The 25,072-nt window shown below is 68.4% G+C and carries 23 protein-coding genes and 6 pseudogenes; 15 read left to right on the top strand and 14 right to left on the bottom strand.

From position 1 onward, the window contains the following. The first annotated feature begins 414 nt into the window (after positions 1–414). From ACFYXM_RS34040 to ACFYXM_RS34005, 8 genes and pseudogenes are all read left to right on the top strand, one after another. A complete protein-coding gene (locus tag ACFYXM_RS34040; protein WP_389295327.1) occupies positions 415–996 on the top strand; it encodes a hypothetical protein in 582 nt (193 codons plus the stop codon). Positions 997–1,070: 74 nt separating this feature from the next. Next, a complete protein-coding gene (locus tag ACFYXM_RS34035) occupies positions 1,071–1,610 on the top strand; it encodes a putative immunity protein (protein ID WP_389295326.1) in 540 nt (179 codons plus the stop codon). A gap of 94 nt (positions 1,611–1,704) precedes the next feature. Beyond that, positions 1,705–2,589 (top strand): annotated as a pseudogene (locus ACFYXM_RS34030) (IS256 family transposase); the annotation flags it as partial. Positions 2,590–2,664: 75 nt separating this feature from the next. After that, positions 2,665–3,243 (top strand): annotated as a pseudogene (locus ACFYXM_RS34025) (IS6 family transposase); the annotation flags it as partial. Between the two features lie 318 nt (positions 3,244–3,561). Further along, entirely contained in the window at positions 3,562–5,124 is a 1,563-nt protein-coding gene (locus tag ACFYXM_RS34020; protein WP_389295324.1) for an FAD-dependent monooxygenase, read from the top strand. Between the two features lie 364 nt (positions 5,125–5,488). Then, positions 5,489–5,881 carry a CU044_2847 family protein gene (locus ACFYXM_RS34015; protein WP_389295322.1) on the top strand — a complete coding sequence of 131 codons (393 nt, stop codon included), beginning with the start codon at positions 5,489–5,491 and terminating at the stop codon, positions 5,879–5,881. A gap of 16 nt (positions 5,882–5,897) precedes the next feature. Next, positions 5,898–6,470, top strand: a pseudogene (locus ACFYXM_RS34010) (serine protease); the annotation flags it as partial. Beyond that, positions 6,428–10,318, top strand: a complete 3,891-nt coding sequence (locus tag ACFYXM_RS34005) for an AAA family ATPase (protein WP_389295320.1) — start codon at positions 6,428–6,430, stop codon at positions 10,316–10,318. The pseudogene ACFYXM_RS34010 and the gene ACFYXM_RS34005, both read left to right, overlap by 43 nt. Before the next feature lie 213 nt (positions 10,319–10,531). Here ACFYXM_RS34005 and ACFYXM_RS34000 read toward each other — a convergent pair whose 3' ends face one another. The 4 genes and pseudogenes from ACFYXM_RS34000 to ACFYXM_RS33985 form a co-directional block, all read right to left on the bottom strand. Then, positions 10,532–10,693 carry a TIGR02391 family protein gene (locus ACFYXM_RS34000; protein ID WP_389295338.1) on the bottom strand — a complete coding sequence of 54 codons (162 nt, stop codon included), beginning with the start codon at positions 10,691–10,693 and terminating at the stop codon, positions 10,532–10,534. A gap of 122 nt (positions 10,694–10,815) precedes the next feature. Beyond that, positions 10,816–10,971: pseudogene (locus ACFYXM_RS33995) on the bottom strand (TIGR02391 family protein); the annotation flags it as partial. A 31-nt stretch (positions 10,972–11,002) separates the two neighbouring features. Further along, on the bottom strand, positions 11,003–11,278 hold the full coding sequence (locus ACFYXM_RS33990; RefSeq protein WP_389295318.1) for a hypothetical protein: 276 nt from the start codon (positions 11,276–11,278) through the stop codon (positions 11,003–11,005). A gap of 459 nt (positions 11,279–11,737) precedes the next feature. Beyond that, a complete protein-coding gene (locus ACFYXM_RS33985) occupies positions 11,738–12,010 on the bottom strand; it encodes a hypothetical protein (protein WP_389295317.1) in 273 nt (90 codons plus the stop codon). Positions 12,011–12,304: 294 nt separating this feature from the next. Between ACFYXM_RS33985 and ACFYXM_RS33980 the strand changes: the two genes are divergently transcribed. After that, entirely contained in the window at positions 12,305–12,763 is a 459-nt protein-coding gene (locus ACFYXM_RS33980; RefSeq protein WP_389295316.1) for a hypothetical protein, read from the top strand. A gap of 73 nt (positions 12,764–12,836) precedes the next feature. Here the strand turns inward: ACFYXM_RS33980 and ACFYXM_RS33975 are convergent, their stop codons facing one another. Next, the gene (locus tag ACFYXM_RS33975) at positions 12,837–13,085 is read right to left on the bottom strand and encodes a hypothetical protein (RefSeq protein ID WP_389295315.1); all 249 of its coding nucleotides are present in this window, start codon (positions 13,083–13,085) and stop codon (positions 12,837–12,839) included. A 22-nt stretch (positions 13,086–13,107) separates the two neighbouring features. Between ACFYXM_RS33975 and ACFYXM_RS33970 the strand changes: the two genes are divergently transcribed. Then, complete coding sequence (locus ACFYXM_RS33970; RefSeq protein WP_389295314.1) at positions 13,108–13,296, top strand: hypothetical protein; 189 nt, start codon at positions 13,108–13,110, stop codon at positions 13,294–13,296. Between the two features lie 27 nt (positions 13,297–13,323). Here the strand turns inward: ACFYXM_RS33970 and ACFYXM_RS33965 are convergent, their stop codons facing one another. From ACFYXM_RS33965 to ACFYXM_RS33955, 3 genes and pseudogenes are all read right to left on the bottom strand, one after another. Next, positions 13,324–14,550 carry a PP2C family protein-serine/threonine phosphatase gene (locus tag ACFYXM_RS33965; RefSeq protein WP_389295336.1) on the bottom strand — a complete coding sequence of 409 codons (1,227 nt, stop codon included), beginning with the start codon at positions 14,548–14,550 and terminating at the stop codon, positions 13,324–13,326. Positions 14,551–14,906: 356 nt separating this feature from the next. Further along, positions 14,907–15,365 (bottom strand): annotated as a pseudogene (locus tag ACFYXM_RS33960) (transposase family protein); the annotation flags it as partial. A 252-nt stretch (positions 15,366–15,617) separates the two neighbouring features. After that, a complete protein-coding gene (locus tag ACFYXM_RS33955) occupies positions 15,618–16,523 on the bottom strand; it encodes an ArsR/SmtB family transcription factor (RefSeq protein ID WP_389295312.1) in 906 nt (301 codons plus the stop codon). A 490-nt stretch (positions 16,524–17,013) separates the two neighbouring features. Here ACFYXM_RS33955 and ACFYXM_RS33950 point away from each other — a divergent pair, with 490 nt between their 5' ends. The 3 genes from ACFYXM_RS33950 (at position 17,014) to ACFYXM_RS33940 (ending at position 18,250) form a co-directional block, all read left to right on the top strand. Next, the gene (locus tag ACFYXM_RS33950) at positions 17,014–17,178 is read left to right on the top strand and encodes a hypothetical protein (RefSeq protein ID WP_389295310.1); all 165 of its coding nucleotides are present in this window, start codon (positions 17,014–17,016) and stop codon (positions 17,176–17,178) included. Continuing rightward, complete coding sequence (locus ACFYXM_RS33945; protein WP_389295309.1) at positions 17,175–17,474, top strand: hypothetical protein; 300 nt, start codon at positions 17,175–17,177, stop codon at positions 17,472–17,474. The genes ACFYXM_RS33950 and ACFYXM_RS33945 overlap by 4 nt, the downstream gene beginning before the upstream one ends. Positions 17,475–17,785: 311 nt before the next feature. Then, positions 17,786–18,250, top strand: a complete 465-nt coding sequence (locus ACFYXM_RS33940; protein WP_389295307.1) for a GNAT family N-acetyltransferase — start codon at positions 17,786–17,788, stop codon at positions 18,248–18,250. Positions 18,251–18,857: 607 nt separating this feature from the next. On the opposite strand, the gene ACFYXM_RS33935 is transcribed toward ACFYXM_RS33940, so the two are convergent. The 3 genes and pseudogenes from ACFYXM_RS33935 to ACFYXM_RS33925 all read right to left on the bottom strand — a co-directional run bounded on the left by ACFYXM_RS33935 (position 18,858) and on the right by ACFYXM_RS33925 (position 20,786). After that, the gene (locus ACFYXM_RS33935; RefSeq protein ID WP_389295306.1) at positions 18,858–19,685 is read right to left on the bottom strand and encodes a PhzF family phenazine biosynthesis protein; all 828 of its coding nucleotides are present in this window, start codon (positions 19,683–19,685) and stop codon (positions 18,858–18,860) included. A 100-nt stretch (positions 19,686–19,785) separates the two neighbouring features. Then, positions 19,786–19,989: pseudogene (locus tag ACFYXM_RS33930) on the bottom strand (DDE-type integrase/transposase/recombinase); the annotation flags it as partial. Positions 19,990–20,066: 77 nt separating this feature from the next. Beyond that, positions 20,067–20,786, bottom strand: a complete 720-nt coding sequence (locus ACFYXM_RS33925; protein WP_389295304.1) for an IS6 family transposase — start codon at positions 20,784–20,786, stop codon at positions 20,067–20,069. Between the two features lie 494 nt (positions 20,787–21,280). Here ACFYXM_RS33925 and ACFYXM_RS33920 point away from each other — a divergent pair, with 494 nt between their 5' ends. Next, entirely contained in the window at positions 21,281–21,928 is a 648-nt protein-coding gene (locus tag ACFYXM_RS33920; RefSeq protein WP_389295303.1) for a hypothetical protein, read from the top strand. A gap of 88 nt (positions 21,929–22,016) precedes the next feature. Here ACFYXM_RS33920 and ACFYXM_RS33915 read toward each other — a convergent pair whose 3' ends face one another. Further along, entirely contained in the window at positions 22,017–22,370 is a 354-nt protein-coding gene (locus ACFYXM_RS33915; RefSeq protein ID WP_389295301.1) for a hypothetical protein, read from the bottom strand. A gap of 67 nt (positions 22,371–22,437) precedes the next feature. Between ACFYXM_RS33915 and ACFYXM_RS33910 the strand changes: the two genes are divergently transcribed. Then, positions 22,438–23,157, top strand: coding sequence for an IS6 family transposase (locus ACFYXM_RS33910; RefSeq protein WP_389295300.1), 720 nt, complete (start codon positions 22,438–22,440; stop codon positions 23,155–23,157). A gap of 125 nt (positions 23,158–23,282) precedes the next feature. On the opposite strand, the gene ACFYXM_RS33905 is transcribed toward ACFYXM_RS33910, so the two are convergent. Together ACFYXM_RS33905 and ACFYXM_RS33900 are read right to left on the bottom strand one after the other, a co-directional pair. After that, positions 23,283–23,924, bottom strand: a complete 642-nt coding sequence (locus ACFYXM_RS33905; protein ID WP_389295298.1) for a phosphotransferase family protein — start codon at positions 23,922–23,924, stop codon at positions 23,283–23,285. A gap of 505 nt (positions 23,925–24,429) precedes the next feature. Continuing rightward, a complete protein-coding gene (locus tag ACFYXM_RS33900; RefSeq protein ID WP_389295296.1) occupies positions 24,430–24,897 on the bottom strand; it encodes a Tn3 family transposase in 468 nt (155 codons plus the stop codon). Between the last annotated feature and the right edge of the window lie 175 nt (positions 24,898–25,072).

Below are 25,072 nucleotides of genomic sequence, written 5' to 3'. Positions count from 1 at the left end.
CAGTCGTGAGGGCACTGTCGTGGTTCTTACCGGCACCCCAACCTGGGCAGGTCAGTCACCTGCACGGTCATCCGGCTGAGGATCGCGCCACACTGTCCGGGCCGCAGCGAGTGCGCGACGACACCGGGTCAGCGTCCTCCGCAGACGGACACGCAGGAAAGCCAGCAGGCCAAGGGAAAGATCGCCGTTGTTTGCAGCTGGTGACGATCCTGCTGGGTACGGAATAAGCCAGCAGGATCGTCACCAGCCGCAAACGGCGGTGATCAGTCTTTGGGTTTGACAGGCGGACGATGTCGCCGGGGCACCTGCTGGACAGGCATTTCGGCTGCCCGTCATGCTGTGTGGATGTTCCGACGTGTATGGCGAGCATGGCAGGCCCACCGGGCTTGGCAGAACCGTGGTGTGGCGGTCCGGATGAATGAGTTCTACGACTCGCTCACTGAGCCGGAGAGGGATTCAGCCCAGGACGTCGCCCTCAAGTACGCGCGCGAGCTTTATGGCGGCTACGAGCGTCTCCTGAGCACGAAGGTCGCTTCGACGTCCCCGTACTACGTCGGGCTGTCTTCAGAGCTGGGAAGCTTCACTCATGTCACCAGGCGGGTTGTTCTGGTCACGGACACCATGCTGCTGTCCGATCACGGTGTCGGAACGGTGCATGAACTCGGGGTGTACCAACAGTCCTCTACACACAGGGTAATGGGCGGCGATGTAGGCGATCTCACCACCACAGTCAGTAAGAAGGTCGGCCATCGCACGGGTCAGGTCGCTGTCCGGCCGGTGCTCACGACTCGCCGCAGAGCCGAGAAACGCAAGAAGGCCTGTACCTCCCCTGCGGGCGCAGGGGAGGTACAGGCGCTCACCCGCCGGGCCACCGAGTTGGAACAGCAGATCCTCGATCTCCGCGCCGAACTCGCAGAACGGGACGAGGACCTCGCCGCCGCACGCGCCGCGAACCGGGAGCTGATGGCGCAGCTGAACCGCTGGCTACCTATGTGACGTCCCTCGTCGAACGGTCCGATCGTCCGGAATACTGAGGCTTCAGGTGGTTGACTGGTGGAAGAATCGGATCCGTGACGACCGTATTTGGGGACTTCGAGCTGACCATGGATGAGCTGCGCGTTGTCGCACGCTACGTTGTGGAGAGCGCTGAGGAAGTTCTCCCCGTGTTCCAGGCCGCCAACCCCAGCGATCTTCGACCTCGTGCAGCCATCGACGCCGCATGGGAGTTCGTGAACGGCGCGAGAAGGACCAAGCTCCAGCGCATCACCTCCTTGGATGCTCACCGCGCGGCGAAGGAAGCAGCCACCGAAGCCGAACGGCTCGCCGCGCGCGCCGCCGGCGATGCTGCCTCTGCGGCTTACCTTCATCCGATTGCGAAAGCCACCCAGGTAGGTCATATCCTGCGAGCCGCTGCAAGTGCGGCGCTCGTGGGGGAACTGAACGCAGGCGGTGATTTCGCCGTCGGGCTCAAGCTGATCGAGCAGGCTCGCCAACGCGCCACACCGGTCCTGATCGATGTCCTCAACCGGTACCCCCTCGCACCAACCGGCAAGAGCCGTGCTGCACAACTCATGACCATCCTGGACACGTCCTTGCGCACATCCCGCTAAGCCTCGATCCACCGACGTGGTTTCGAAGTGGTCTCCGAGGGTTTGCGGGGTCTGTACGGTCAACGGTGGATCTTCGAACAGGAAGTGACACCTGATGACAGACGTGATCGTCTCGGCTGATGCCGTGGAGGAAGTAGCTCCTGCCGGGGCGCCGGATGCGTTGGACGACCAGTTGATCAGTCAGCTGGTGGACCGGGCGAAGGCCGACGGCATCCAGCTGACCGGCGAGGGAGGGCTGCTGCAGCAGCTGACGAAGAGGATCCTCGAGTCCGCCCTCGAAGGCGAGATCACTGACCATCTCGGGCACGAGAAGCACGAGCGGGCCGAGAGCGGCAACGTCCGCAACGGCACCCGAGCCAAGACCGTGATCAACGATGTCGGGCCGGTCGAGATCGAGGTGCCGCGGGATCGGGCAGGCTCGTTCGAACCGCAGATCGTCAAGAAACGGCAGCGTCGGCTGAACGGCGTCGACGAGATGGTGCTCTCGCTGTCTGCTCGCGGCCTCACGCACGGGGAGATCTCGGCCCACCTCAAAGAGGTCTACGGCGCCGAGGTGTCCAAGACGACGATCTCCACGATCACCGACAAGGTGATCGACGGAATGCACGAATGGCAGAACCGCCCGCTCGACTCGGTCTACCCGGTCCCCTTCATCGACTGTGTGCACGTGAAGCTGAGGGACGGTCAAGTCGCGAACAGGCCGATCTACGTCGTCCTCGCGGTCACGGTCGAGGGCACCCGGGAGATCCTGGGCCTGTGGGCCGGCGACGGCAGCGAGGGTGCCAAGTACTGGCTCCAGGTGCTGACCGAGATCAAGAACAGGGGCGTGGACGACGTCTGCATGGTCGTCTGCGACGGGCTGAAGGGCCTGCCGGACGCGATCGGGGCGGTGTGGCCCCAGGCAATCACACAGACCTGTGTCGTTCACCTGCTGCGGGCGTCATTCCGTTACGCGGCCCGGCAGGACTGGGACAAGATCTCGAACGGGCGTTGTCACGTTGGCTGACCGGCGTGGGATGATCTTGTGGTTGATCGTGCCGGGGAGGATTCGCTCGTGTCGTCCGCGCCGCCGTCGTACAAGGGGCACCGGTACCCGGTAGAGATCATCTCCCACTGTGTGTGGCTGTACTTCCGCTTCCCGCTCAGCTTCCGGGAGGTCGAGGAGCTGATGCTCGAGCGCGGTGTGCTCGTCTCTCACGAGACGGTCCGCCGCTGGTGCGCGAAGTTCGGGCAGGCCTATGCCAACTCCCTGCGCCGGAGGCGGCCCCGTCCCGGGGCCAAATGGCACCTGGACGAGGTCTTCGTGAAGATCAACGGTGAGCTGAAGTACGTGTGGCGGGCCGTCGACGCCGACGGCAACGTGCTCGACATCCTGGTCCAGGGCCGAAGGGACAAGGCCTCAGCCCGGCGCTTCTTCCGCGAACTGCTCAGGAATACCTGCTCGGTGCCGTGGGTGATCGTCACCGACAAGCTCCGCTCCTACGGCGCGGCCCACCGCGAGGTCATGCCCTCCGTCGAGCACCGTTCCCACAAGGGCCTGAACAATCGGGCCGAGAACAGCCATCAGCCCACCCGGCAGCGCGAACGCGCCATGAAAGGCTTCCGCAGCGTCGGCGGAGCCCAGCAGTTCCTGCCGCGTTCAGCGGTATCTCACCCCACTTCAGACCCCGCCGCCACCTGATGACCGCCGCCCACTACCGCACCAAAATGACCACCCGCTTCGCCATCCGGGACCAGATCACCGGCGTCGCCGGCCTGCCTGCCGCGGCCTGAGCACAGAGCCGGAACCCGGCCCCACCACACCCGACACACCGTCAGGCACGCACACACTCCACAACGTGACAGCGCCTTCTCAGCGCTAACGGTGCCGGCCCCTTTCTCCTCGCGAGGCCGGTCCCTTGACACCGCGGCGCCTTTTTGGCCTTTTCGGCCCTCGGTCATAGTCGGCGCCATGGACTATGACGTAGTGGTGGCCGGAGGCGGCCCGGTCGGACTCATGCTGGCCTGCGAGCTGCGGCTCGGAGGCGCGCGGGTGGCCGTCCTGGAGCGCCTCACCGAAGTGGACCCGACGATCAAGGGTGGGGCGATCACCACGCCCAGCGCCGAGGCGCTCTACCGCCGGGGCATGCTGCCCGCGCTGGCCGAGGTGCAGCGGCAGGCGATGGACCGCTTCCAGGCATTCATGCGCGAACGGAACGGCGGGGACGAAGGCGAGGCTGCGGGCCAAGGGCTCGGTTTTGTCGGGCACTTCGCCGGAATCATGCTGCGCGCCGACCTGGTCGACCGTACGGAGCCGGGCCTCGGCGACGCCGGACCCGCCGGCGAGATCGCTTTCGTGGCGCAGCAGGACATCGAGCGGCTGCTCGGCGGGCGGGCGGACGAGCTCGGCGTCGACGTGCGCCGGGGAGTGGAGCTGACCGGCTTCGACGTGGACGACGGGGCCGTCACCGTGCGGACCAGCCACGGGGCGATACGCGCTGGCTGGCTCGTGGGCTGCGACGGCGGCCGCAGCGCGGTCCGCAAGCTTGCGGGGTTCGAATTTCCCGGTACGGACCCGGAGATCACCTGTCACCAGGCGGTCGTGGAGATGACCGGCGCCGAGGATCTGAAGGTCGGCTGGACCGCCACGGACACCGGGGTGTACGCCTACGGGCCGATGCCGGGCCGCGTCGTCACCGTGGAGTGCGACGGCCCGCCGGTCGACCGGGACGCGCCGATCACCACCGAGGACCTCCAGGCGCGGCTGCGCCGCGTATCCGGCGTGGACGTCACGATCACCGAGGTGCGGACCGCGACCCGCTTCACCGACCACGCCCGCCAGGTCACCGAGTACCGCAAGGGCCGGGTGCTGCTGGCGGGCGACGCGGCGCACGTGCACTCCGCGTTCGGCAGCCAGGGGCTGAGCCTGGGTATCGGGGACGCGATGAACCTCGGCTGGAAGCTCGCCGCGGTGATCGCCGGCCGGGCGCCGGAGGGGCTGCTGGACACGTACACCGCCGAGCGCTACCCGGTCGGCGCGTGGGTCCTGGACTGGACCCGGTCCCAGGTCGCGGCCATGCGCCCGGACCCGCAGTCCCGGGCCCTGCGCGAGATCGTCAGCGACCTGGCGGAGACGGTAACGGGCACCACGTACCTCACCGCGCGGCTCAACGGTGGCGGGGTGCGATACGAGCTGCTGGACGAGCACCCGCTGACCGGCCGCAGCACCCCGGACCTCGAACTCTCCGACGGCAGCCGCCTCGCGGACCACCTCCACGGCGGCCGGGCGCTCCTGCTCGACCTCACCGACCACGCGGAGCTCCGGGCCCTCGCTGCGGGGTATGCCGGCCGCGTCGACACCCTGACGGCCGGCTGCCCGTCCCGCCCGGAACTGGCGGCGGTCCTCATCCGTCCGGACGGCTTCACGGCCTGGGCAACCGACGCGGGGGCGCAGGCGCCGACGTCGACGGCCGGGCTGGCGGAGGCGCTGAAGGAGTGGTTCGGAGTGCCAGGGGGTGCGGTGACGCCGGGCTGATCCGCCGCTCTGCTGACTGACTCGCACCACGATCCGATTCCACCCACGGCCTCCGCACCCACCCGGTGTGGCGGCCGCCCGCACCCCAGTCCCGGCCCAGCAGCAGCCCGGAGCTCCACCGGCCGCCTACCACACCCGCCGCCGGCGTTATGGCTCCCAGCACCCTACGAGCCGGTGCCCAGTGCAAACATCACCGCCTGGACAGCCCCGTCGGTGACAGTCACCGCACCTGGATCACACCTCCTCGGCTGCGTCGCGGACGTGCCGAACCCGGCCGTCTCCTTCAGCGCGACGGTGTAGCTCCCGGGAACCGCCTCGGCCGCTCTCGCTACGATCTCCAGCTCCCGAGCATTGGAGTACCGCCATGAACGAACGCCCCGTCCACACGGTGGAAGTGCCCCTGGGCAACGGCGCCGGCGACGCCGGCGACCAAACCGTCCGCGTCCAGATCCGCGAGGTGGACGAGGCGCTCGTCCGCGTGGGGCGGGGCGGCCGCACCGTGGCACGGGCCGAGCGGACGCTCGGGCAGATGCTGGACACCGTACGTCCCGTTGCGGAGAGCTTCGTGGGCCGGTTCTCCGGGATGGCGCAGGCCCCGGACGAGATCACCCTGGAGTTCGGGGTGTCCTTGTCCGCCGAGGCGGATGTCGTCATCGCCAGCACCGCGACGGCAGCCAATTTCTCCGTCACCCTGACCTGGAACAGGCGCGACAGGCCAGGCACGGACGCCGATACTGTGGGGCAGCAGCGCAGTTGATACGGGTGGGGGCCCAGTGACACACGGACCGCGAGGCAGGGACGGGGACGACCGGCGGGCGACCCCGGAACGCACGGCGGGCCGCCCCGACCCCGCGTACGGCCCCGAGGCGGCCCTCGCCGCCGCCGTCGTCCGCGTCAAGGGCCGGGACGGGGCCGTCGCCGGTGCGGGCTTCCTGGTCGCCGACGATCTCGTGCTCACCTGCGCCCACGTGGTCTCCGACGCCCTCGACCGGCCCCGGGAGGAGGCGGTGAAGCCCGGGGCCGAGGTCGCCGTCGACCTGCCGCTGGCCGGGGACGCCGGGGGCGCCTACGACGGCGGTGACCGTACGGCCGAAGTGCGGCGCTGGATACCCGTCGCGCCCGACCGGACCGGTGACATGGCCCTCCTGCGGCTGCGGGACCCGATACCCGGAGCCCGGCCGCTGCCCCTGGCCGATCCCCCGGAGGGCGTGTGGCACCACCACGCCCGGGCCGTGGGGTTCACCGACGACCACCCCGGCGGCATCTGGCACAGCGGTACGTTCCGGGGGCCGACCCGGGAGGGATGGGTCCAGCTCTCGCGGGGCGACGGCGAGAGCGTCTACGTCAAGCGGGGCTTCAGCGGCAGTCCCGTCTGGAACGACGAACTTGGCGCGGTCGTCGGCCTGATGGTGGCCGCCGAGCCCGGACGCGAGGCCCAGCAGGCGTTCGCCCTGCGGACCCGTACGCTGCTGGACGCGCTGCCCGAACTCGTCCCCCTCGTCACCCCGCCCACCCCGTTCCGCGGCCTCGCCACCTTCCAGGAGGCCGACGCGACGTCTTCTTCGGGCGGGACGACGACATCGAGAACGTGCTCGATGCGTTGCGGGGCCGCTGGCCAACCGTCACCCTGTGCGGGCCCTCCGGCTGCGGCAAGTCCTCGCTGGCGCTGGCCGGGGTGGTGCCGAGGATGCGGGAGGCGGGGTACGCCGTCCTGGTCGTCAACGCCGGGCACATCTCGTCCCTCCGCCACGCCCTTGCCACCAGGCTGTACGAGCTCCACGAGGCGGAGAGGGGGAAAGGGGCGGACGGCCCCGCCCCGGTCCGGAGCGCCGAGCACGTGGCGGCCCTGCTGGGGGAGTGGACTTTCCCCGATGTCCTCCACCGCGTTCTCGGGAGCGCCGGCGGCCGAGTCCTCGTCGTCGTGGACCAGGCCGAAGCCCTCCTCGACCGTTCCGAGGCCGATCTAACGGAGGCCGCCGGCCTGCTCTTCCGGGAGGGCCAGCCGGAGGGCGTCCGCGTTCTGCTCACCCTCCGCACCGACTTCGTGGACGCGGCGCTCAACCGCCCCGTCCTGGGACCGGCGTTGAGGGACGGGTTCACCGTCGCGCTCACCCCGATGTCGGAGGACCAGCTCGCGAAGGTGATCGGCGAACCGGTCAACCGGATGCCGGCCGTGGCGTACGACCCCGGGCTGGAGGAACTCATCCGGAAGGACGCCGGGGGTGCCCCCGGCATCCTGCCCCTGCTCGGCTTCGTCCTCACCCAGCTGTGGGACCGGCAGTCCAGAGGCCGGCTGCGCCTGACGACGTACGAAGAGATCGGCGGAGTGTCCGGCGCCCTGGCGCGCCACGCGGAACAGGCGTGGCGGGAGTGCGTACGCCCGGCGGACGAGGCCGACGCGCTCCGGCTGCTCACCGGGCTCGTCCGGGTACTGCCCGGCAGCGAGGCCCCGCTGCGCCGCATGATCACCCGCGAAGAGGCGGGTGAGGCGCGCTGGCGAATCGCCCGCGCACTGGCCGAACGGCGGCTGCTGGTGCTGCACGGGAAGGAGGGCGAGCCGCAGACGGCCGAGCTCGCCCACGAAGCCCTCACCAGCGCCTGGCCGACGCTCGCCGGCCAGGTGCGCACCGACAGCGACCTGCTGGCGGCCCGTGCGGAGCTGCGCCACGACCTTGACCGCTGGGAGACGTCGGGGCGCTCCCCGGATCTGCTGCCTGGCCCGATTCATCTGGCCTCACTGACCCGCCGGTTACAGGCGCGGGAAACTGAACTTTCCTCCGAGGAACGCACGTTCATCGGCCTCGCCACAAGACGGCAACGTCGCCGCCGGACCCGGCTGCGGGTCGCCTGGGGTGCCGCCGCGCTCGTCCTCGCGCTCATCGCCGGGCTCGGCACATTCCTCGTCCAGCAGTCACGGGTCAGCGCGAAGCGGGAGGCGGAGGGGCGGTCGCGATCGCTGGCGACCCTCTCGGACGAGCTGGCGCAGCGGGACCCGGGGGGCGCCGCCCTGGTCGCCATGGCGGCCCACGACCTCTCCCCCACCCAGGAGGCCCGCAACGCGCTGCTGCGCCGCTACGACCACTTCGTGCAGGACCGATGGGCCCTGACTCCGGGTGAGGCACGGGTGGGCGAGGTGGCGGCGAGCACGGACGGCAGGGTGGTCCTCGTGACGACCAGGCTCAGAGGGTCGGGGAACTCCAAGGGGGGTGTGGTGCTCTTCGTCCGGGGTGCGGGCGAGCGCATCGTGCGCGCCCGGCTCCCCCTCGCTGAGGGCGCCTTCTTCCCGATGGTCAGCCGGGACGGCCGCAGGATCGCCTACCTGTCGACGAAGGCCGGCGGCACCTTGTTCTGGCACGACGTGGACCGCGCGGGCAAGAACGAGGCGGCGGTGCTGGGACCGGAAGGCAGCGTCGTCGGCGCGGAGTTCGGGTACGAGGGGGCGGCGCTCTCCTCAGGCCTCGGCCAAGCGGACCTCTCCCCGGACGCCAGCGAGGTGGTGACGTCGGCGAACGGGCGCGTGAAGCTTCGAGAGCTGGCGACAGGCCGGGAGCGGAAGTTGCCCGGTCGGACGCCCCCGGTGGACGCGGTGCGGTTCGGGCCGGACGGGAACACACTCGTGGCTCAGCAACAGCCCGGCACCGGGCAGAGCGCAGTGCAAAAGCCGACTCTCGTGGCGATCGACACCAGGACCGGGCGGTCGCGGAAACTGGCGGACGGCGTCCTTCCGACGTCTCCCCGTCTCGCCCTGTCCGGCAACGGCGCGGTACTGGTCGTCTGCCGGGAGGCGCGGCCGGGGAAAGGTGTCACGTACGAGGCCCTCCGGGTCGCGGACGGACGGGCACTGACCCGGTACCGGCCGGGCGAGTTCAGCAACTCGTGCAACAGCATCGCGATCGACGGGACCGGAGAGCACTTCGCGGTGAGCAAGCTGCAGACCTCGTGGGCTCTGGTCGGGACACGCCCCGGAGCCGAGGTGCGGGAGATCGAAGGACCTGGCACTCAGCTGGAGGACGACGACCTGTCCCTCGTGGGCGATCCGGCGAACCCCGTCCTGATCATCCGGGACGAGACCTCGGTGATCGGGCGGCCCCTGATCACGGACCCGCTCGGCGCAGATGGCCCTCCGGCGCTGCTCGGCGGCACGGCCTGGGGCGAGGAGGGGGAGATGCTGGTCCGGATGGGCGACCAGGCCGACACCCTCGGCATCGTACGCATGGATGCGGACGGGTCGACGACCGTCCAGAAGACGGTCAAGCGTCCACCGAGGGAAAACCCGTCGATGTACGTCAATATCGCACCCGGCATAGAGGTGAACCAGGCCGCAACGCTGGCAGCCGACCTCATCAGCTGGAACAAGGTCCGGATCTGGGAGCTCCCCTCCCTGCGGACCGTCACCGACATCACCGTCCGCATGCCTCCTCCCGACCATGACGGCCCCGACGCGCCGAAGGAAGGTGTGGGGCTGCATCTCGGCCCCGGGGACGAGCTGCTGACCGTCTCCGGCTCCACCATCGAGCACTGGAACGCCCGGGACGGCCGGCGCCTGTCGAAACCTCTCGACGTTCGCGACCTGGGGCTCACACGAACGGACCCTCCGAGCTTCACCGCCTCCTTCCACCCGGAGCCGGGACACGTGCAGCTCACGATGGACGGCCAAGGGTTCCTCCACGCCTTCTCACTGCGCACGGGCCGGGAGAACAAGGCACTTGGCATCGACCTGGGGCCGGAAACAGACTCCTCGGTTCTCGACCGGACCGGGAACTTCGCCGCCGTGCGGACCAAAGGGTCCATGATGGAACTGTGGTCGGTCGGGCGTACGGGAAAGCCCCCGCAGCGGGTGCTCGGCCCGATGGGGCCCCTGAACCCCTGGGAGTACCAGCAGGGCTTCCGGGACGACAGCTCGGTGCATTTCCTGGCCAACGGGAACTCCATACGGTTCCAGGACGCGGCGGACCCCGAGGACCGCGGCGAGTCCTACGTGTTCGCGGAGGAGCAGGAGTTCCTGGCGGTCTCCCGCGACGGCAGGACCCTGCTCCGCACCGTCGACAAGAACACCGTGGGCATCCTCCACCTCGACCCGGCGCTCTGGAAGAAGGAGCTGTGCGACACCCTCGGCCGTGACCTCTCCGAGAACGAACGCCGGGGCCTACCCGTCTGGCTGCCGGACCGGGTCTGCCCGCCGGGCGGCCGCTAAGACCGACCGGAAAATGGATCTCCGAACGTATGACTGGCTCCTACGCGCCGCCCGCCGCGCCGACCCCACGGCCTGGGGTCGGCTCGACGAAGAAACCGGCGACCTCGACCAAGACTGGTAGCAACATCCACTGAGCCACTGACGCATCTCGCGGCAGAACCACTGACGTTCTCATGGCAGACGACACCTTCACGACGAGCCTCAGCTGAGGCGTCACGGCCCTGACTGTGCGGTCTGGCGGAGCTTGGCCCGTTCGACCTGCCGCAGGAGCAGGTCGGCGAACTGGATGATTTCTGCCGCCTCCAACGGATCGTCGAAGTTGACAGTGCGATGGCTGGACGGATTCTTGTAGGCGCCCATGGCGCCGGCGAACAGGGCGGATGCAGCCTCCTGCTCGCCGCGTTCCGCTCCGGCGTCGGCCAGCGGGCCCCGTTCTTGCCGTCTTGGTGGGGTTGGAATGCCTTGCGCATCAACCCCACGCCAACCAGGGAGCTGTCGAGCCCAGAGGCTTCCCGGACGGCGACCTCGACCGCCTTCATCGCGGCGAAGCAGGCCGTCTCGTAGTCGCCCAGATGGAAGTTGGTGCGCACCGTTCCGCTCAGGGTGGGGTGCAGGGGGCCAGACAGCCGCTCGCGGGCTTCGAAGCGCGCCATGCCCTGCGGGTTCTGCGCCAGATGCCTGCCGTCACAGGAGAGCTGCCGAAGACCGTCTGTCTGGCCGGGCACCCGGGACAGCAGTGCGTGCGCTTCCAGCCAGCACCAGGCGTCGGACAAGCGGTACCCGGCCTCGGTCATCCCCTGCGTGTACGGGCTGGACGCCTGAGGCGGGGCGATCGACACCTGTTCCCGCGGTCATCCCCTGCGCGTACTGCCGGAGATCAGCCTTCCCCCAGTCGACTCCCTCGATCTTGCGGTCGTTGGTAACGCCGTAGATGAGCAGTCCGCCACGGGTATTAGCCATCGCGCTGACGTCCTTGGCGAACTCGTTCCACTGACCGTGCATGGGGGGGCAGAGGAAGATCCCTCTTCCAATCAAGGTCGTCGGACTCTTCGAGATGGTCTGCTGCAGCTTGACGCACCATGTCGTAGGTGAGCGGGCCAGGGACGCACCCCAAGTGTTGGTGCAGCCTCGTCCAGGTGCGGGCCCGACTCTGCGCGGAGGCGGAGGTGTCCGATATCCCCATGAAGGATCTCCTTTGAGTCGTTGGTGGGAACGCTCGCCCTAAGGCCACGCGGTGACAACGCAGCCGTCTTCCTAATCTTCCGTATGTCCGGGTTCCGACCCGGGCCAGCCTGGCTACCCCCCAAGGGCGCGTCGCCGCCGCGGAAGCGGGCAGCGCCTGAAGCCGCTCGGTCGGCGCGGGTACCTGATCACCCCTCACAGCGCACATCACCGGGCGCGCGGGCCGCGTGCGGGTCGTCAACCGTCCTGACGGCCCGTGGGTATATGAGGACGCCGTGCCCTGACTTCCCCGAAAGCTTGGGCAAGCCGCCCTGCGGGAGGCTTTCCCAGGGTGGCGAAGATGAGGTTGCGCAGTCGGCGTACGGTGCCGCGGCCGTGCTCGACGAGCTGGAAGTGGGGGTAGCCGTCTGCTTCTCCGTGCTCGCTCGGCTGGGCGCCCCCGTCCACGATCTGCCGCGCCCGCTCCGCCACGCCCGTCCGCCGGATCCGTTCAGGCGTGGACCTGCTCACGGGTCGGATCCTCGAGAACCAGCTCCTGGACGTCATCGATGTCGGCCAGCTCCGGGGCAGGGGCAGCGACGGCCGGACGGGCGCGGGCAGCACACCCGAGGCCATAGGATTCTCGCCCCATGTCCGGCGGTGGTATCGACAACGGGAGGCAACGTGATACACCTGGCCGAGGGCTGGGCGGATCCTGCCATTTTGGTAGCTATTGCCAGCGTTGCAGCTACCGTGATCATCGGCGCCGTTGCTGCGATGGTGACATGACGAGCAGCTCTACCCAAGAGGCGGCTGGGGTTCTACGTGAACAAGATGACTCAGTTGATGTCTCCGTCAACTGGTCTGTCCGATGGGCGGCTTGTTGTTGCCTACGACGGGAATGTTCTCGCAAACCCCTACATCGTTGAGATCCAGATGCTGAACCAGACCGGTAAGGACATTCCGGCGAACCTCTTTGACTCCGGAGCGCCGATTACCCTTGACCTTGGGGTGCCCATCATCGAGCTGATCGAGACTGGGTGGGAAGACTGGAACGACGGCTCACCCGTGAGGCACACACCGCAAGCCACACCTAGCCAGTCCCGCTTGACCATGGCGCCGACGCTCATCCCTGGCCACCTCATGACAACCTTCACCCTCTTGGTTGAGGGTGAGCCGGACCTTGAATACGCCGTTCCCTTGATCGATGTGAAGGTCGAATTCAAGGACCGGCCCACACGTAGACGGCGCTCCGGCGATGGCGCCGGCGTGAACCGCATGTAGCTCGCCGACGTCGGCGATCACCGGCTCCTCGTCGTCAGGGGCCTGGCCGGGGTTCCAGCTTACGTTGGCGGGTTCAGGTGAGTCCGACGCAGGCGTTGTCGTCCCAGCCGTCGTCGCGCTGCATGTCCATGTTCCACCGGCCCGGCCGGACCCGGGCGCGTTCCTGCGCGAGGCCGCTACCTGGTTCGCCCTCGACCGCACCGAGAGCCAGCGCCCGGTGCACGTCGCAGCGGAGAAGGACACCCTCGCGGGGGCATTGGCGTGGCTCCCGGGCAGTGGTGCAGCCGGCCCGGTCCTGTCGGCGGGCGCGGCTGCCCTTCATGTCTACGGGCCGAGGGCGGGTCGTGCGAGCGGTACTGGTCGGGTCGGTGACCGGGCTCCCTCGTACGGAGGGTCTCTGTCCGGTCGGCGAACCGCAGGCGGGCCGGGGCCGTTGGTGGGGCATGCAGATCGACGAACAGCACATCGCCGGGCCGGGGCTCGCGGTTCTGGACAGACCCGGAGGCTGCGGCGAAGAACCGGCGACGACCTGACAGTGAGCGCTGTGGCGGCCGTCTCCGTCACAGGCGAAGGACGACCAGGGCGGTGTCGTCGGAGCCGCCGGCAGGTGGGGTCAGGTCGGCCAGGAGTGTGTCGGCGAGCGTGTCGGGGTCGGTGCCCTGGTGACGGGTGAGAGAGGCGGCAAGCCGGGTCAGGCCGACATCGATGTCCTCATGGCGGCGTTCGACCAGCCCGTCGGTATACAGCACAAGGGTGGCCCCCTCGGTGAACACGGCCTCGGCCTGGGGGCGGCGGGGGGTGTGTTCGGGGCGGGCGCCGAGCGGGGGGTCGGTGGCCTGGCCGAGGAAGTCCACGGTGCCGTCGGGGTACAGCAGGGCCGGTGGAGGATGGCCGGCGTTGCTGTAGGCGATGGTGCGGTTGGTGGCGTCGACGACGCACAGAACGGCGGTGGCCGACTCCGCACCGTCGACCGATCGGGCGTACAGACCGAGAGTGTCCAGGGCCTGGGCCGGGCCGTCGGTGACGAGGGAAGCCGCGGTGAGGGCGCTGCGCAGCTGGCCCATGACGCCGGCGGCGGCCAGCCCCTGGCCGACGACGTCGCCGACGGCCACCGCGATACGGCCGTCAGGCAGGTCGACGAGTTCGTACCAGTCCCCGCACACGTTCAGCACCCCGGCCCCGGGGCGGTAGCGCACCGCTGCGCGGTGATGTCTCAAAGGCGCAGGAGCGGGCAGCATCGCCTCCTGCAGGCTCAGGGCGACCTCGCGTTCGCGGGCGTGCGCCTCACGCAGCCGCTCGTTGACCTCCTGCAGCTCCCGGGCCCGGGTGTACAGCTCGGCTTCCAGCACTGTCGCCCGGTCTTTGCCGCCTCGGCTACGGATGAGCTCGGTGATGTCCTCTTCCCGGTGCAGCAGCAGCGCCACCCGCCCGTCTGGGCCGAAGACGGGGACGTTGACCGGACTCCAGTACCGCTCTTCCCACACCCCGGGCCGGTCCGGGTACTCCACGTCATAGCGGTGAAGCGTCATGGCATCGCGCTGCCCGGTGGCAGCCACCCACCGCAGCGATGCCTGCAGCTTGCGCATGCCGGTCACCGCAGGGTCCTTGGGGTCGTCGGGAAAGGCGTCAGACAGGTAGCGGCCCACCACCTGGCCACGGGTACGCCCCATGCTGCTCAGGAACGCCTCATTGACGTCGACGTACACCAGGTCTGTGGTGAACAGAGCCACTGCGCTCGGCAGCGCCTGGAAGACAGCCTCGTAGTCGATCCCATGTGTGTTCACGATGCCACCTGTCAGCGACGCTGTATCGATCACGTGCCCTGTCACGATATGTACCAGCGTGGCTCCAGAGAGGGCGGCACACCTGTGTCGCAGACATCTACTACCCGTCCGGACACGGACCAGCCGACCTCGCCAAACCCCTCCGTTCTGCGCAGGGCGAGGGGGCTGGTAGGGCCGCAGTGGTGCTGCGGGCTGAACCCACAGAGACGCCCGCCATCCCGCCACCGACCGCAGCCCCGAACGGAGCGCCGCAGTGGTGCTACGGGCTGAACCCGCAGAGACGCGCCGAGTGGCGGACCAGCACCTACGGCGCGGCCAAGCCACAGGGAGCCTTTTCCAACCTCAGGTTGAGGCGTGATGAGGGCGACGATGGCCTTCACGATGTCGGTGATCCGGTTGGTACTGCAGCGGAGTTTGCGCAGGAGGCGCCAGCCCTTCAGGGTTGCCATGGCTTGCTCGCCGAGGCAGCGGATCCTGGCGTGGGTGTTGTTGTGCCGTCGCTTCCACCGCCTGAGCCGTCGGCCTCGGAACGGAACCCGGACCGGGCGGCCGGCGTCTTGGTATGCCTTGTCCGCCGAGCACTTCACGTCCGTGTCGACGAGGGCATCGATGATGCCGTGAGTACGTGCGGCGGTCAGGTCGTGGGTCAAGCCCGGTAGTGCGGGCGAGGCCCACAACAGGCGTCCGAACGGGTCGGTGAGGACCTGGACATTCATGCCGTGGCGTTTATGCTTCCCGGAGTAGTACGGGGTGTCTGCGGCAATCCGGTCGATAGGCAGCAGGGGACCGTCCAGGATCAAAACGCCTTCGTCCGCCGCAATCGATGGGAACAGTAGCTCCTCCAGCCGGTGCCCCATCTCTTCCACGGTCCCGAACTGTCAGTCACACAAGATCACCACTGATCACCCCCAGGCACCGGGGGACCGGGGACGCCTGAGATGCCGGGGCGCTTCCCCTGCGGTGGGTGGTGCTGTCCGTCGTCGTGAACAGCGGCTCGGTGCCGGCCAACCAAGCGCCTCCCGAAGTGCTGGAGAAGCGCTGCTCCTCGACACGTGCAGAGCCGAGCGACCCTATTCAGGGTTCGCGGCCAGCAGAGTTGCGCCCAAGGGCGTGAGGACGTGGACCATCTTGTTCGCCGATCGGTGGGAGGTGATCAGGTCCGCTTCGCGGAGAGCAGTGGCGTGTCGGCTGGCTGCGGGCGGGGCCAGGCCGATGCGTCGGGCCAACTCTCCTGTCGTGCAGCCGTTCTCGATACTGCGTAGAGCGGCGGCTCGGCTCGCCCCGAGGAGGCGTTCCAGGGCCTGATGCCTGTGAAGATCGGCCTGGCCGTCTGCCGTCCACCATTGCGGACCTCGCGAAATAGGATAGACCAGTACAGGCGGCAGGGCCGGGTCGATGAGGGTGACCGGGACGCGCCAGCAGAACGCTGACGGGATCAGCAGCAAGCCTCGCCCATTGAGATGGATGTCGCGATCGGCGGGATAGTCGACCTCGAGCACCGGCCGCGTCCACTGCATGGTCGGCCGGAAACTGTTGAGCAGTGCCTCGACACCGTCCTCAAGGACGGCCCGTGCACGCACCGCCCGGTCCGCATCGACAAGTGCCTGGATTCGTTGCCAGGTGGGAGCGACAGCGCATGTGTAGTAGGCGTGGAGCGCTTGGCCGAGCATTCGGAGTGCTGTTGGCTCGCCATCGGACAGTGGGCGCATCCACGGAGGCCTGCTTGGCAGGACAGTCAGCTCGTCGCGCAGTCGCTGAATCGGCGTGGAGAGCACAGCGTCTATGCCTGCCGCCAGGCCGTGAGTTGCCTGAGCGGGGGTAAGGAAATCGGGGAAGTCGCTCTTGGGAGGAGCGAGATAGCGGATCAGACGGACCTGTTCCGACGGGAGCTGACGAAGCCGGAAGCGGGCCTGTGTACGCCAGCCGTCGAAAGCGGCTTGTCCATCGCGGCTGCCCAGGAGATTCGCACTGAGCACCGCCTCCCACAGGGGGTCCGGTCCTGGTGCGAGCCTGGTGCGGAGTAGATCTTCGCCAGTGAAGTGCACTCTGAGCATTGCTGTCCCCCCGAACGCATTGGTACTGATCCTGCATGCCTTACATGTGACTTGAACAGTGTTTTTTCGTCCAGATGCAATGACCTCCCCCCGGTCGACTTCGCCCTAGCATCCTGGGCTTCGCAACACCTCGGGGGGAACCAAATGACGATATGACCAGAAGCGGTACGCGCATCACCCGGCGCTGCCAGTCTCTTTCCGAGCCACGGATCTGCACCACCGCACGGGGAGAGCGGCTGGCTCCTTTCTGCTCGATGGAACGAGGGCCGGCGCACCTGCTCGCGGTCCGGGCGGCTGGTCGTGCTGGCATGGCGTTCTACTCCGAGTTGCGGCCTTCCCTACCTGGCGGAGGTCGATCCTGTTGCGATGGCACGCACGTTTGGCACATTCGAGGCGATTGAAGGAGTTTGAGATGCGTTTGATGCGTACCAGGGCGTCGGCCACTGCGGCGCTGCTGCTCGGGGCGGGACTGGCAGGAGTGGTGGGGACGGCAGGTACTGCGCAGGCGTCGGTGGCCGAGTGCACCAACGGCGCCAACGGGTTCGTCAGCATCCCCCCAACAAGAGCGGAAGCGTGAAAGCCAGCGTTTCTCTCGGCCGTACCACCGTCCAGCTGCACGTCGGCCCGATCAACGGCAAGGACTACGGCTGGGCGAAGATCACCGGATCGACGGTGACGGGCGACCAGGTGTGGCTGGACTGGACGACAACCGGGGGCAATGGGTGGCTGCAGTGCGGCCCCTGGTCTGTCCAGAGCGATGGGGCCCCCAACACCAGCGCCGCCCAAGTGGTCAAGTACACCGACCCCCAGTGGCTGTTCCGAGCCTGCGGCAAGCAGGTGGGTGGCACCAGCAAGTGCACCGCTTGGTGGTAACGGCCATCAGCGGGCAGTGACGGGGGTGTGCCGTGGAGTCCACGGCACACCCCCGTCACGCGTCCTGTACAGCGCTTAATGCTCCAGTCGCAGTTCGCTATTCCTGCTGGTCAGGAGCATGTACCTGTGCGTGCCCGGCTGACACATGGTCAGGTCGGGTAAGTTCGTGACCTCGCGGCGGCGGTCCGTTGTCCTCGTACGCAGCGATCGTGTGACGCACGCGCCGACCCGTCGCCGCCCGCCGACGGACCTCGCACTGGTCCAGGCCACAGTGTCCGGCACGAACAGCAGCGAACTGACAGTATGGCCCCATGGATGCAGTGGGTCTCGGTGAACTCGTTGTGCGTCGCGTCAGGGAGTCGGAGGCAGACGCGCTGATTGGTATCGACTCGGTCGCGGTTGAAGGTGACAGGGAGCGAGTGGCGAGTATCCGAAGGTGGTGCCAGCAGGGCTTGGTGGTCGCAGCGGAAGGCGCGTCTGGCCTGTTTGGCTACTGTGTAGTTGAGTACACATTCTTCGAACAGGGCTTCGTCACAATGCTGATGGTCGCACCATCTGCTCGCGGCAGAGGCGTTGGCCGTCGGTTGCTGGACGCCGTGGCGGCCTCGTGCGAAACCCAGAAGTTGTTCACCTCAACCAACGTCTCCAACCGGCCGATGCAGCAGCTGCTGCATCGAGCTGGGTGGAGGCCAGTCGGCCTTCTTCACGGCCTTGATGAGGATGACCCCGAACTGTTCTACCTCTGCCAGACGCAGACCAGGACGATGCACCTGTGACCCGTGACGTGACGGCGGATGCGTACGAAGACGCGGCGGGCCCTCGGCCGGACGCGAAAGAGATCCTCTCGGCCGCGCGGCGGTGCACGTGGGCCTTGACCGACCCGGACAGCTTCCTCGCCTCCGAGGCATCAGGTACAGCGAAAGGGGTTCAGGTGTCCGGTATCAGCGGGCCCGTCCATGGCGGCAGTCTTGTGTGCGGGATCTTACATGTTGCTCCCCTTGCCCAGGAGACGACGTCATCGCTGATCGACCGCATCGCGGCCTGCTACGGGATGGAGGCGACGGCCCTGCGGTCGTGCTGGCGGTGGCGTGGTTCGCGGCCCCGGCATGAGGGCGGGGGTGTGCGGGCGGATGGCGAGGTTGTGCTGAACGCGGCAGGGCGGGAGGTGTAGACCGGTCATCGCCTGCGTGGCGGCCAAGGTCACCGGCTCCGCATCGCCGGGCTGCGGGGCGATCCCGGAGGCCGGCCGCCACGGATCCGGATCGGGTGAGTCCTTCAGCAGGCCGTTGGACTTCACGTCCAGTGCGATGCCGAGGGAGTCCAACACAACGATGTTGGCCTCCCTCGTCCCATCAGCCTGGCAGATCCCTGGGAATCGGTCAGTTACGCGTGCAGGGTTCCGTCGAGGATGGTGACCGCGTACCCGGTGAGATGGACGCGGTCACCGTGCACGGCGGTCCGGACAAGCCCGGTGCGCGCGGATGCCTGCAGGCCGGTGAGCCCGTTGCGGCCGATCTGCGCCGACCAGTAGGGGGCCAGGGCGGTGTGGGCGCTTCCTGTGACCGGATCCTCGAGGATGCCCTCGGCGGGTGAGAAGAAGCGGGAGACGAAATCGTACTCCAGGCCGGGTCCGGGCGCCGGGGCCGTGATGATAACGCCGCGTAGGCCCTCACGGCGGGTCAGGTCGGCTATCGCGTTGAGGTCGGGGGTCACGGACCGGACGGTGGCCTCGTCGGGCAGGACGGTCAGCAGGTCACCGAGCGCACCGGTACGGAAGGCGGCCTCCGGCTTCACCCCCAGGGCCTCCGGCAAGCCTTCCGGCACCGGGACTTCCGTGCCGGGCGCGGCTGGGAAGTCCAGGGTGATGCTGCCGTCCTCGTGTGCATGCGTGGTGAGGATGCCGCTGAACCGGCTGCGGAAACGCAACGCGCCGACAACCCCTCGCTCCCGCCGCAGCGTATGCGCCGTGGCCAATGTGGCATGGCCGCACAGATTGGTCTCGACGAGCGGAGCGAACCAGCGGATCTCCCAGTCCGCGCCGTCGCCGGCGGGGAGCTGTCGCGCGAAGGCGGTCTCCGAGTGATTCATCTCGGCAGCAATCCGCTGCATCCAGGCAACTTCAGGCCAGTCTTCGGCATCAAGCAGGCACACGCCCGCAGGGTTGCCGGCGAAGGGCCGGTCGGTGAAGGCGTCTACGATGTGGATACGCATAGCGCGACCGTATCGGCACCAATCGCAGCGAAACCAAGTCCAATTCGAGATAAGTGGACTGCTTTTCAGTCCTGAGTCCCCACTCGTCGACGGAGGGCATGACCTCGCGGTGGGCCGCGCCGTAGGAGCGGAGCTTGTCGGTGACGATCACCCGCGGCGCCGAGCAGGTATTCCTGAGCAGATTGCGGAAGAAGCGCCGGGCTGAGGCCTTGTCCCTTCGGCCCTGGACCAGGATGTCGAGCACGTTGCCGTCGGCGTCGACGGCCCGCCACAAGTACTTCAGCTCACCGTTGATCTTCACGAAGGGCGTTGTCACGTTGTTGGGTGTGTGGGTGTCTGATGGTGCGTCGAGGTGTGGTGGGGCCGGGTGCCGGCCTGGGCTCAGGCCGCGGTAGGTCGGCCGGTGACGCCGGTGATCTGCTCCCGGATGGTGAAGCGGGTGGTCATTTCGGCTCGGTGTTCGGATGCGGTCATCAGGTGGCGTCGGGGCCGGAAGTGGGGTGAGATACCGCTGAACGCGGACAGGAACCTTTGGGCCCCGCCCACGCTGCGGAAGCCCTTCATCGCCCGTTCGCGTTGCCTCGTCGGCTGGTGGCTGTTCTCGGCCCGGTTGTTCAGGCCCTTGTGCGAGCGATGCTCCACCGAGGGCATGACCTCGCGGTGAGCGGCGTCGCAGGAACGCAGCTTGTCGGTGACGACCACCCGCGGCACCCTGCCCGTCTTCGTCATCAGCCCGCGGAAGAATCGCCTGGCTGCGGCCTTGTCCCGCCGGTTCTGAACGAGAATGTCCAGGACGTTGCCGTCCTGGTCGACCGCCCGCCACAGGTACTTCTGCTCACTGTTGATCTTGATGAAGACCTCGTCCAGGTGCCACTTGTCCCCGGGGTGGGGCCGCCGGCGGCGCAGCGCGCCGGCGTACGCCTGGCCGAACTTCAAACACCAGCGGCGCACGGTCTCGTGGGAGACGGTCACGCCGCGCTGGAACATCAGCTCCCCCATCTCAAGGAAACTGAGCGGGAACCGGAAGTACAGCCACACACAGTGCGAGATGACCTCGACCGGGTGCCGGTGCCCCTTGTACGACGGCGGTGCACCCACCACGGACGGCTCCCCAACGTGATCGACCCGAAGATCATCCCACGGGCCAGCCAACGCGACAGCGCCCCAGCAGCCGCTCGGCTTCCTCGACCGCCCGGCCGGTCAGGGGCGGCTGGACTCCGTAGTCGCTACTGGTGTCCCAGAAGGGGGGGCTGGTGGAGATCCTCAGAGTGTGCCACGATCGGCATCGTAGGAGCCGGGCTCGACAGTTCACCGCCCGGCCTCGGCCGGACGAGCATCAGCCTCGGCGTCATCCCCAAGGCAGCGCGCACCGAGATCTGGCTGGGCCACTCGTTCTCCGTGTTGCCCAGGCCGGAGACCTGGGGAACTGTTTCGAACGAAACACGGGATACATTCCTTTCTTGCGGAATGATGGTTATATTCCACCGGAATGCCGGGCACGACGGGTACTGCCATGCACGACCGTGCGGTGTCCGGCTGCCATCGCAACGATCGCGGTCCCGGCGACGGGATGCGTCACCAGCAAGCGGGGGAACATGCGCAAGGCACGTATCGCGTTCGCGGCCGCCCTGGCCACCATCGGACTCGGCCTCACGGCCTGCGACGACGGCGGCGACGAGGCAGGGCCGGCGAAGGAGTCGCCCGCCGCGTCGGCCGAGGCGTCGGCTATGCCGCAGGAGCAGACTCCGGCACCCGACGGAGGCAAGGAAGAGAAGGACGTCCCGGCCGCCGGGGACGTCACACAGCCGGGCACGAAGCTCAAGATCGGCGACCGGGCCGTACTCCCGTTCACCTACGGGACGTCGAAGAAGGGCACCATCGCCGTCACCGTCACGGAGATCGAGAAGGGCGCCGAGGCGGACATGGCCAAGTTCGGCGACAAGGCGAAGGGCATGACGCCGTACTTCATCAGGATGACGGTGGAGAACGTCGGCGGCACCGACCTGTCGTACTCCTCCCTCAAGCTGGACGGTGTGCTGGAGGGCGGCGGCAGCACCGGCGTCATCCTGATCGGCGACCTCCCGGACAAGTGCGACAACGAGTCCGCACCCGCCGAGTTCAAGACCAAGGGCGCCTTGTTCGAGACCTGCTCGCTGTCCGCCACGAAGACCGCGCCGGTCACCGCCGCCGAGTTCGACGAGGGCGACGCGTACAGAGACAACCCGGTGGTCTGGGGCAACTGACGGCGCGGCCTGCCGCGCTCGCGGACCACGGGGCCAGACCGTCCGACGGGACGTTCCGGCCCCGACCGAACCATCCTGCACTGGAATGTCAGGCCCGGTCCGGCAGCAGTTCCGCGTTGAGTACGGCGATGCCTGCTTCGCCCTCCTCGAACAGGGCGGTCAGCTCCCCGGGCCCGGCATCCGGACCGGCGGTGTGGTCGACGAGGAGGACCGGCTGGAACTCCCCGCCCTGTTCGACGGGGACGAAGCCGGTGGTCAACTCGCGGCGGAGCAGGACGACCCGGTCGGCGTCGAGAGGATCGGAGGGCAGTGCTCCGGGCAGTACGCGCTCCTCCTCCGGGCGCGCCCGGAGGCTGCGGGCGAGGACGTCCCGGCGGGCGAGGAGTGTCACCGCGAGCCGGTCACCGCTCCGCTCGTAGCGGGCGGCCAGATCCTCCGGCAAGCGTTGTCACGTTGGCTGACCGGCGTGGGATGATCTTGTGGTTGATCGTGCCGGGGAGGATTCGCCCGTGTCGTCCGCGCCGCCGTCGTACAAGGGGCACCGGTACCCGGTGGAGGTCATCTCCCACTGCGTGTGGCTGTACTTCCGCTTCCCGCTCAGCTTCCGGGAGGTCGAGGAGCTGATGCTCGAGCGCGGTGTGCTCGTCTCGTACGAGACGATCCGGCGTTGGTGCGCGAAGTTCGGGCAGGTCTACGCCAACGCGCTGCGCCGACGCCGGCCCCGGCCCGGCGACAAGTGGCACCTGGACGAGGTCTTCGTGAAGATCAACGACGAGCTGAAGTATCTGTGGCGGGCCGTCGACCAGAACGGCAACGTCCTCGACATCCTCGTCCAGAACCGGCGGGACACGGTCGCGGCCAGGCGCTTCTTCCGTCGGCTCCTCAAAGGAATCGGGGCCGTGCCGAGGGTGATCGTCACGGACAAGCTCCGTTCCTACCGCGCGGCGCACCGCGAGGTCATGCCCTCGGTGGAACACCGCTCGCACAAGGGCCTGAACAACCGGGCGGAGAACTCCCACCAGCCCACGCGGCAGCGGGAACGCGCCATGAAGAGCTTCCGCTCCGCCGGCGCCGCACAAAGATTCCTGTCCGCGTTCAGCGGCATCTCACCCCACTTCCGGCCCCGCCGCCACCCGATGACCGCCCCCGACCACCGCACCGAGATGACCACCCGCTTCGCCATCTGGGACCAGGCCACCGGCGCCACCGGCCGGCCCACCGAGGCTTGAACACCGGCCCGAAACTCGACCCCCGCCACGCCCCGACGCGCCGTCAGAGACCCACGCACCCAACAACGTGACAGCGCCCCGACGAGACCTCTGCCGGACGGCGGGGCTGATCCGCACACGGCCAGTCAGGCCAGGCCGGCGAGCACGTTGGCCAGCGTGTCGTAGCTCTCGCGAACCGCATCCGTCCTGGCCAGCCGGTGCCGTTCAAGCTGGATCGCGCCCAAGTGCCGGGCCTCGTAGATCCTCGCGCGCCACACAGCGGCGGGCGAGCGGTCCAAAGCACCGTAGGACTCCCAGAACACGGTCCGCTCGTCCTCCTTGGCCGTCGCCATGCGGATGGTCCAGTCAGCCGCCGGGTCACCGAACCACGCGCGGTCGAAGTCCAGCACCCCGCTGATCACCGGCTCGGGGGTTTTCGGATCCAGCAGGGTGTTGACCGTCCACAGGCCGCCGGTCAGCAGCCCCGGTTCAGTGACCTCGTCGAGCGTGGCCCGGCCCTGCGTGGCCACCGCGGCGGCCTTCCGTACATCGCCCGCGTCCAGACCGGCACCGTCCAGGTCTGCGGCGATCTTCTCCAGCGACGCGATCACCGCCTCGCTCCACGTCCCGTGCTCCGGACCGCCGACGGGCCCGAAGTGCGGACCGCGCACGTCGTGCACGGAACGGGCGATGGCACCCATCTGCCGGAAGAACGCCAGCCACGCCGTACGCGGATACGCCCCCAGGTGTTCCGGGGCCGGGACGCCGTCCAGGTGGGTCTGGATCATCCAGTCCCGGGCAATCTACCTGGTGCGACCAGTCCGCGGCGAGCACCCGCGGCATCAGTGGCGCGATCACCGCCAGCCAGGGCTGGCTCGCGTACTCGTTGCGCATCAGGCGGCGCTCACTGCGGAACTGGCGGCCCTCTTCCGGCGCGACCCGCAGGAGAACCGGCTCCGCCCGCCCGGACAAAGCCACGCGATAGACGGTGTTGTACATGCCCGTGCCCAGCTCGACGGCGGACACTGGCATGGCGGCGTCCCCGAAGGCCGTCGACAGACCTTCCCGATCTCCTGGGCGGTCAGTGACTGCTATGCCCCCGAGGCGCGTTCAACCGGCTGAAAGTCCATGTCGCCCAGGATGCCCTGCCCACTGACTGTTCGTCACCATCCATTGCATACGGCGCTACGGCCGGACCGCATCCGACCTGGTGACACGCCCCGACCACAGCTGACGGCCCCCGCCCAGGCGCTTGGCCTTCCAGACACCCCGGGCGGCTGGGCGTACGGGGCCTCAGGATGCCGACCCGGACTCACCCTCCGCCACCGGTCCGGGAGTCTGCGTATCGGGCGCAGTGCGGGGGCCCGGCACCATGGACACAGCGGCGGCGAGGGCGAGGTGGGAGTTCATGTCCAGCTCGAACCGGCCATAGGGGTTCACGTGGGTCCAGAACAGCGGCGACAGGGCCCGCCGGTCGGCGTCGGTGAGCCGCTTCTGCCACTTCTCCTCACTCAGGACGTCCTGAAGGAGCAGGGTGTTGACGTGCACCAGCGCGGACCGGAGCAGGTGCAGGGCGAGCATGGACACCTCCTGGCTTTCCTTGTCAGAGCCGGTCAGGTCACCGTCCTTGCCGTAGAACAGGTCGTGGTTGGCGCTGTTCCAGTTCTCCACGACCTGAAGCCCGTCGTTGATCTCGCGCCGCAGATCCGCGTCGGCGAGGTAGTTATCAGTTACGTGGAATCTGGCCGCAGCGGAGATCATCTCCGTGCGGTACGACCACGGACTGAGGCGGCCATGGCTTGCGGCTGCGGTAGCGCTTACGTGGCCCTACGAGCGCGCCAGCACCCGGCCTCGCGCAGCGCCGCCTGCCCGGAGGGCTCAGCTGGTGACGCGCGTGTAGGTGAGGAACACTGCGCCGCTTTTGAGGACGGTGTGG

The organism is Streptomyces sp. NPDC002476 (assembly GCF_042889785.1).
Lineage (GTDB): Bacteria > Actinomycetota > Actinomycetes > Streptomycetales > Streptomycetaceae > Streptomyces.
This window is presented reverse-complemented; position numbering and strand designations above follow the sequence as displayed.

Excerpts from the sequence above, each read along its gene's own strand:
- ACFYXM_RS33975 (WP_389295315.1), bottom strand. The coding sequence starts at position 13,085 with ATGAAGGGCAGCCGCGCCCGCCGACAGGACCGGGCCGGCTGCACCACT.
- ACFYXM_RS33990 (WP_389295318.1), bottom strand. The coding sequence starts at position 11,278 with ATGGCTAATACCCGTGGCGGACTGCTCATCTACGGCGTTACCAACGAC.
- ACFYXM_RS33950 (WP_389295310.1), top strand. The coding sequence starts at position 17,014 with ATGCGTTTGATGCGTACCAGGGCGTCGGCCACTGCGGCGCTGCTGCTC.
- ACFYXM_RS33935 (WP_389295306.1), bottom strand. The coding sequence starts at position 19,685 with ATGCGTATCCACATCGTAGACGCCTTCACCGACCGGCCCTTCGCCGGC.
- ACFYXM_RS34005 (WP_389295320.1), top strand. The coding sequence starts at position 6,428 with ATGGGTCCAGCTCTCGCGGGGCGACGGCGAGAGCGTCTACGTCAAGCG.
- ACFYXM_RS34015 (WP_389295322.1), top strand. The coding sequence starts at position 5,489 with ATGAACGAACGCCCCGTCCACACGGTGGAAGTGCCCCTGGGCAACGGC.
- ACFYXM_RS33940 (WP_389295307.1), top strand. The coding sequence starts at position 17,786 with ATGGATGCAGTGGGTCTCGGTGAACTCGTTGTGCGTCGCGTCAGGGAG.
- ACFYXM_RS34040 (WP_389295327.1), top strand. The coding sequence starts at position 415 with ATGAATGAGTTCTACGACTCGCTCACTGAGCCGGAGAGGGATTCAGCC.
- ACFYXM_RS33900 (WP_389295296.1), bottom strand. The coding sequence starts at position 24,897 with ATGATCTCCGCTGCGGCCAGATTCCACGTAACTGATAACTACCTCGCC.
- ACFYXM_RS33905 (WP_389295298.1), bottom strand. The coding sequence starts at position 23,924 with ATGATCCAGACCCACCTGGACGGCGTCCCGGCCCCGGAACACCTGGGG.
- ACFYXM_RS33920 (WP_389295303.1), top strand. The coding sequence starts at position 21,281 with ATGCGCAAGGCACGTATCGCGTTCGCGGCCGCCCTGGCCACCATCGGA.
- ACFYXM_RS34020 (WP_389295324.1), top strand. The coding sequence starts at position 3,562 with ATGGACTATGACGTAGTGGTGGCCGGAGGCGGCCCGGTCGGACTCATG.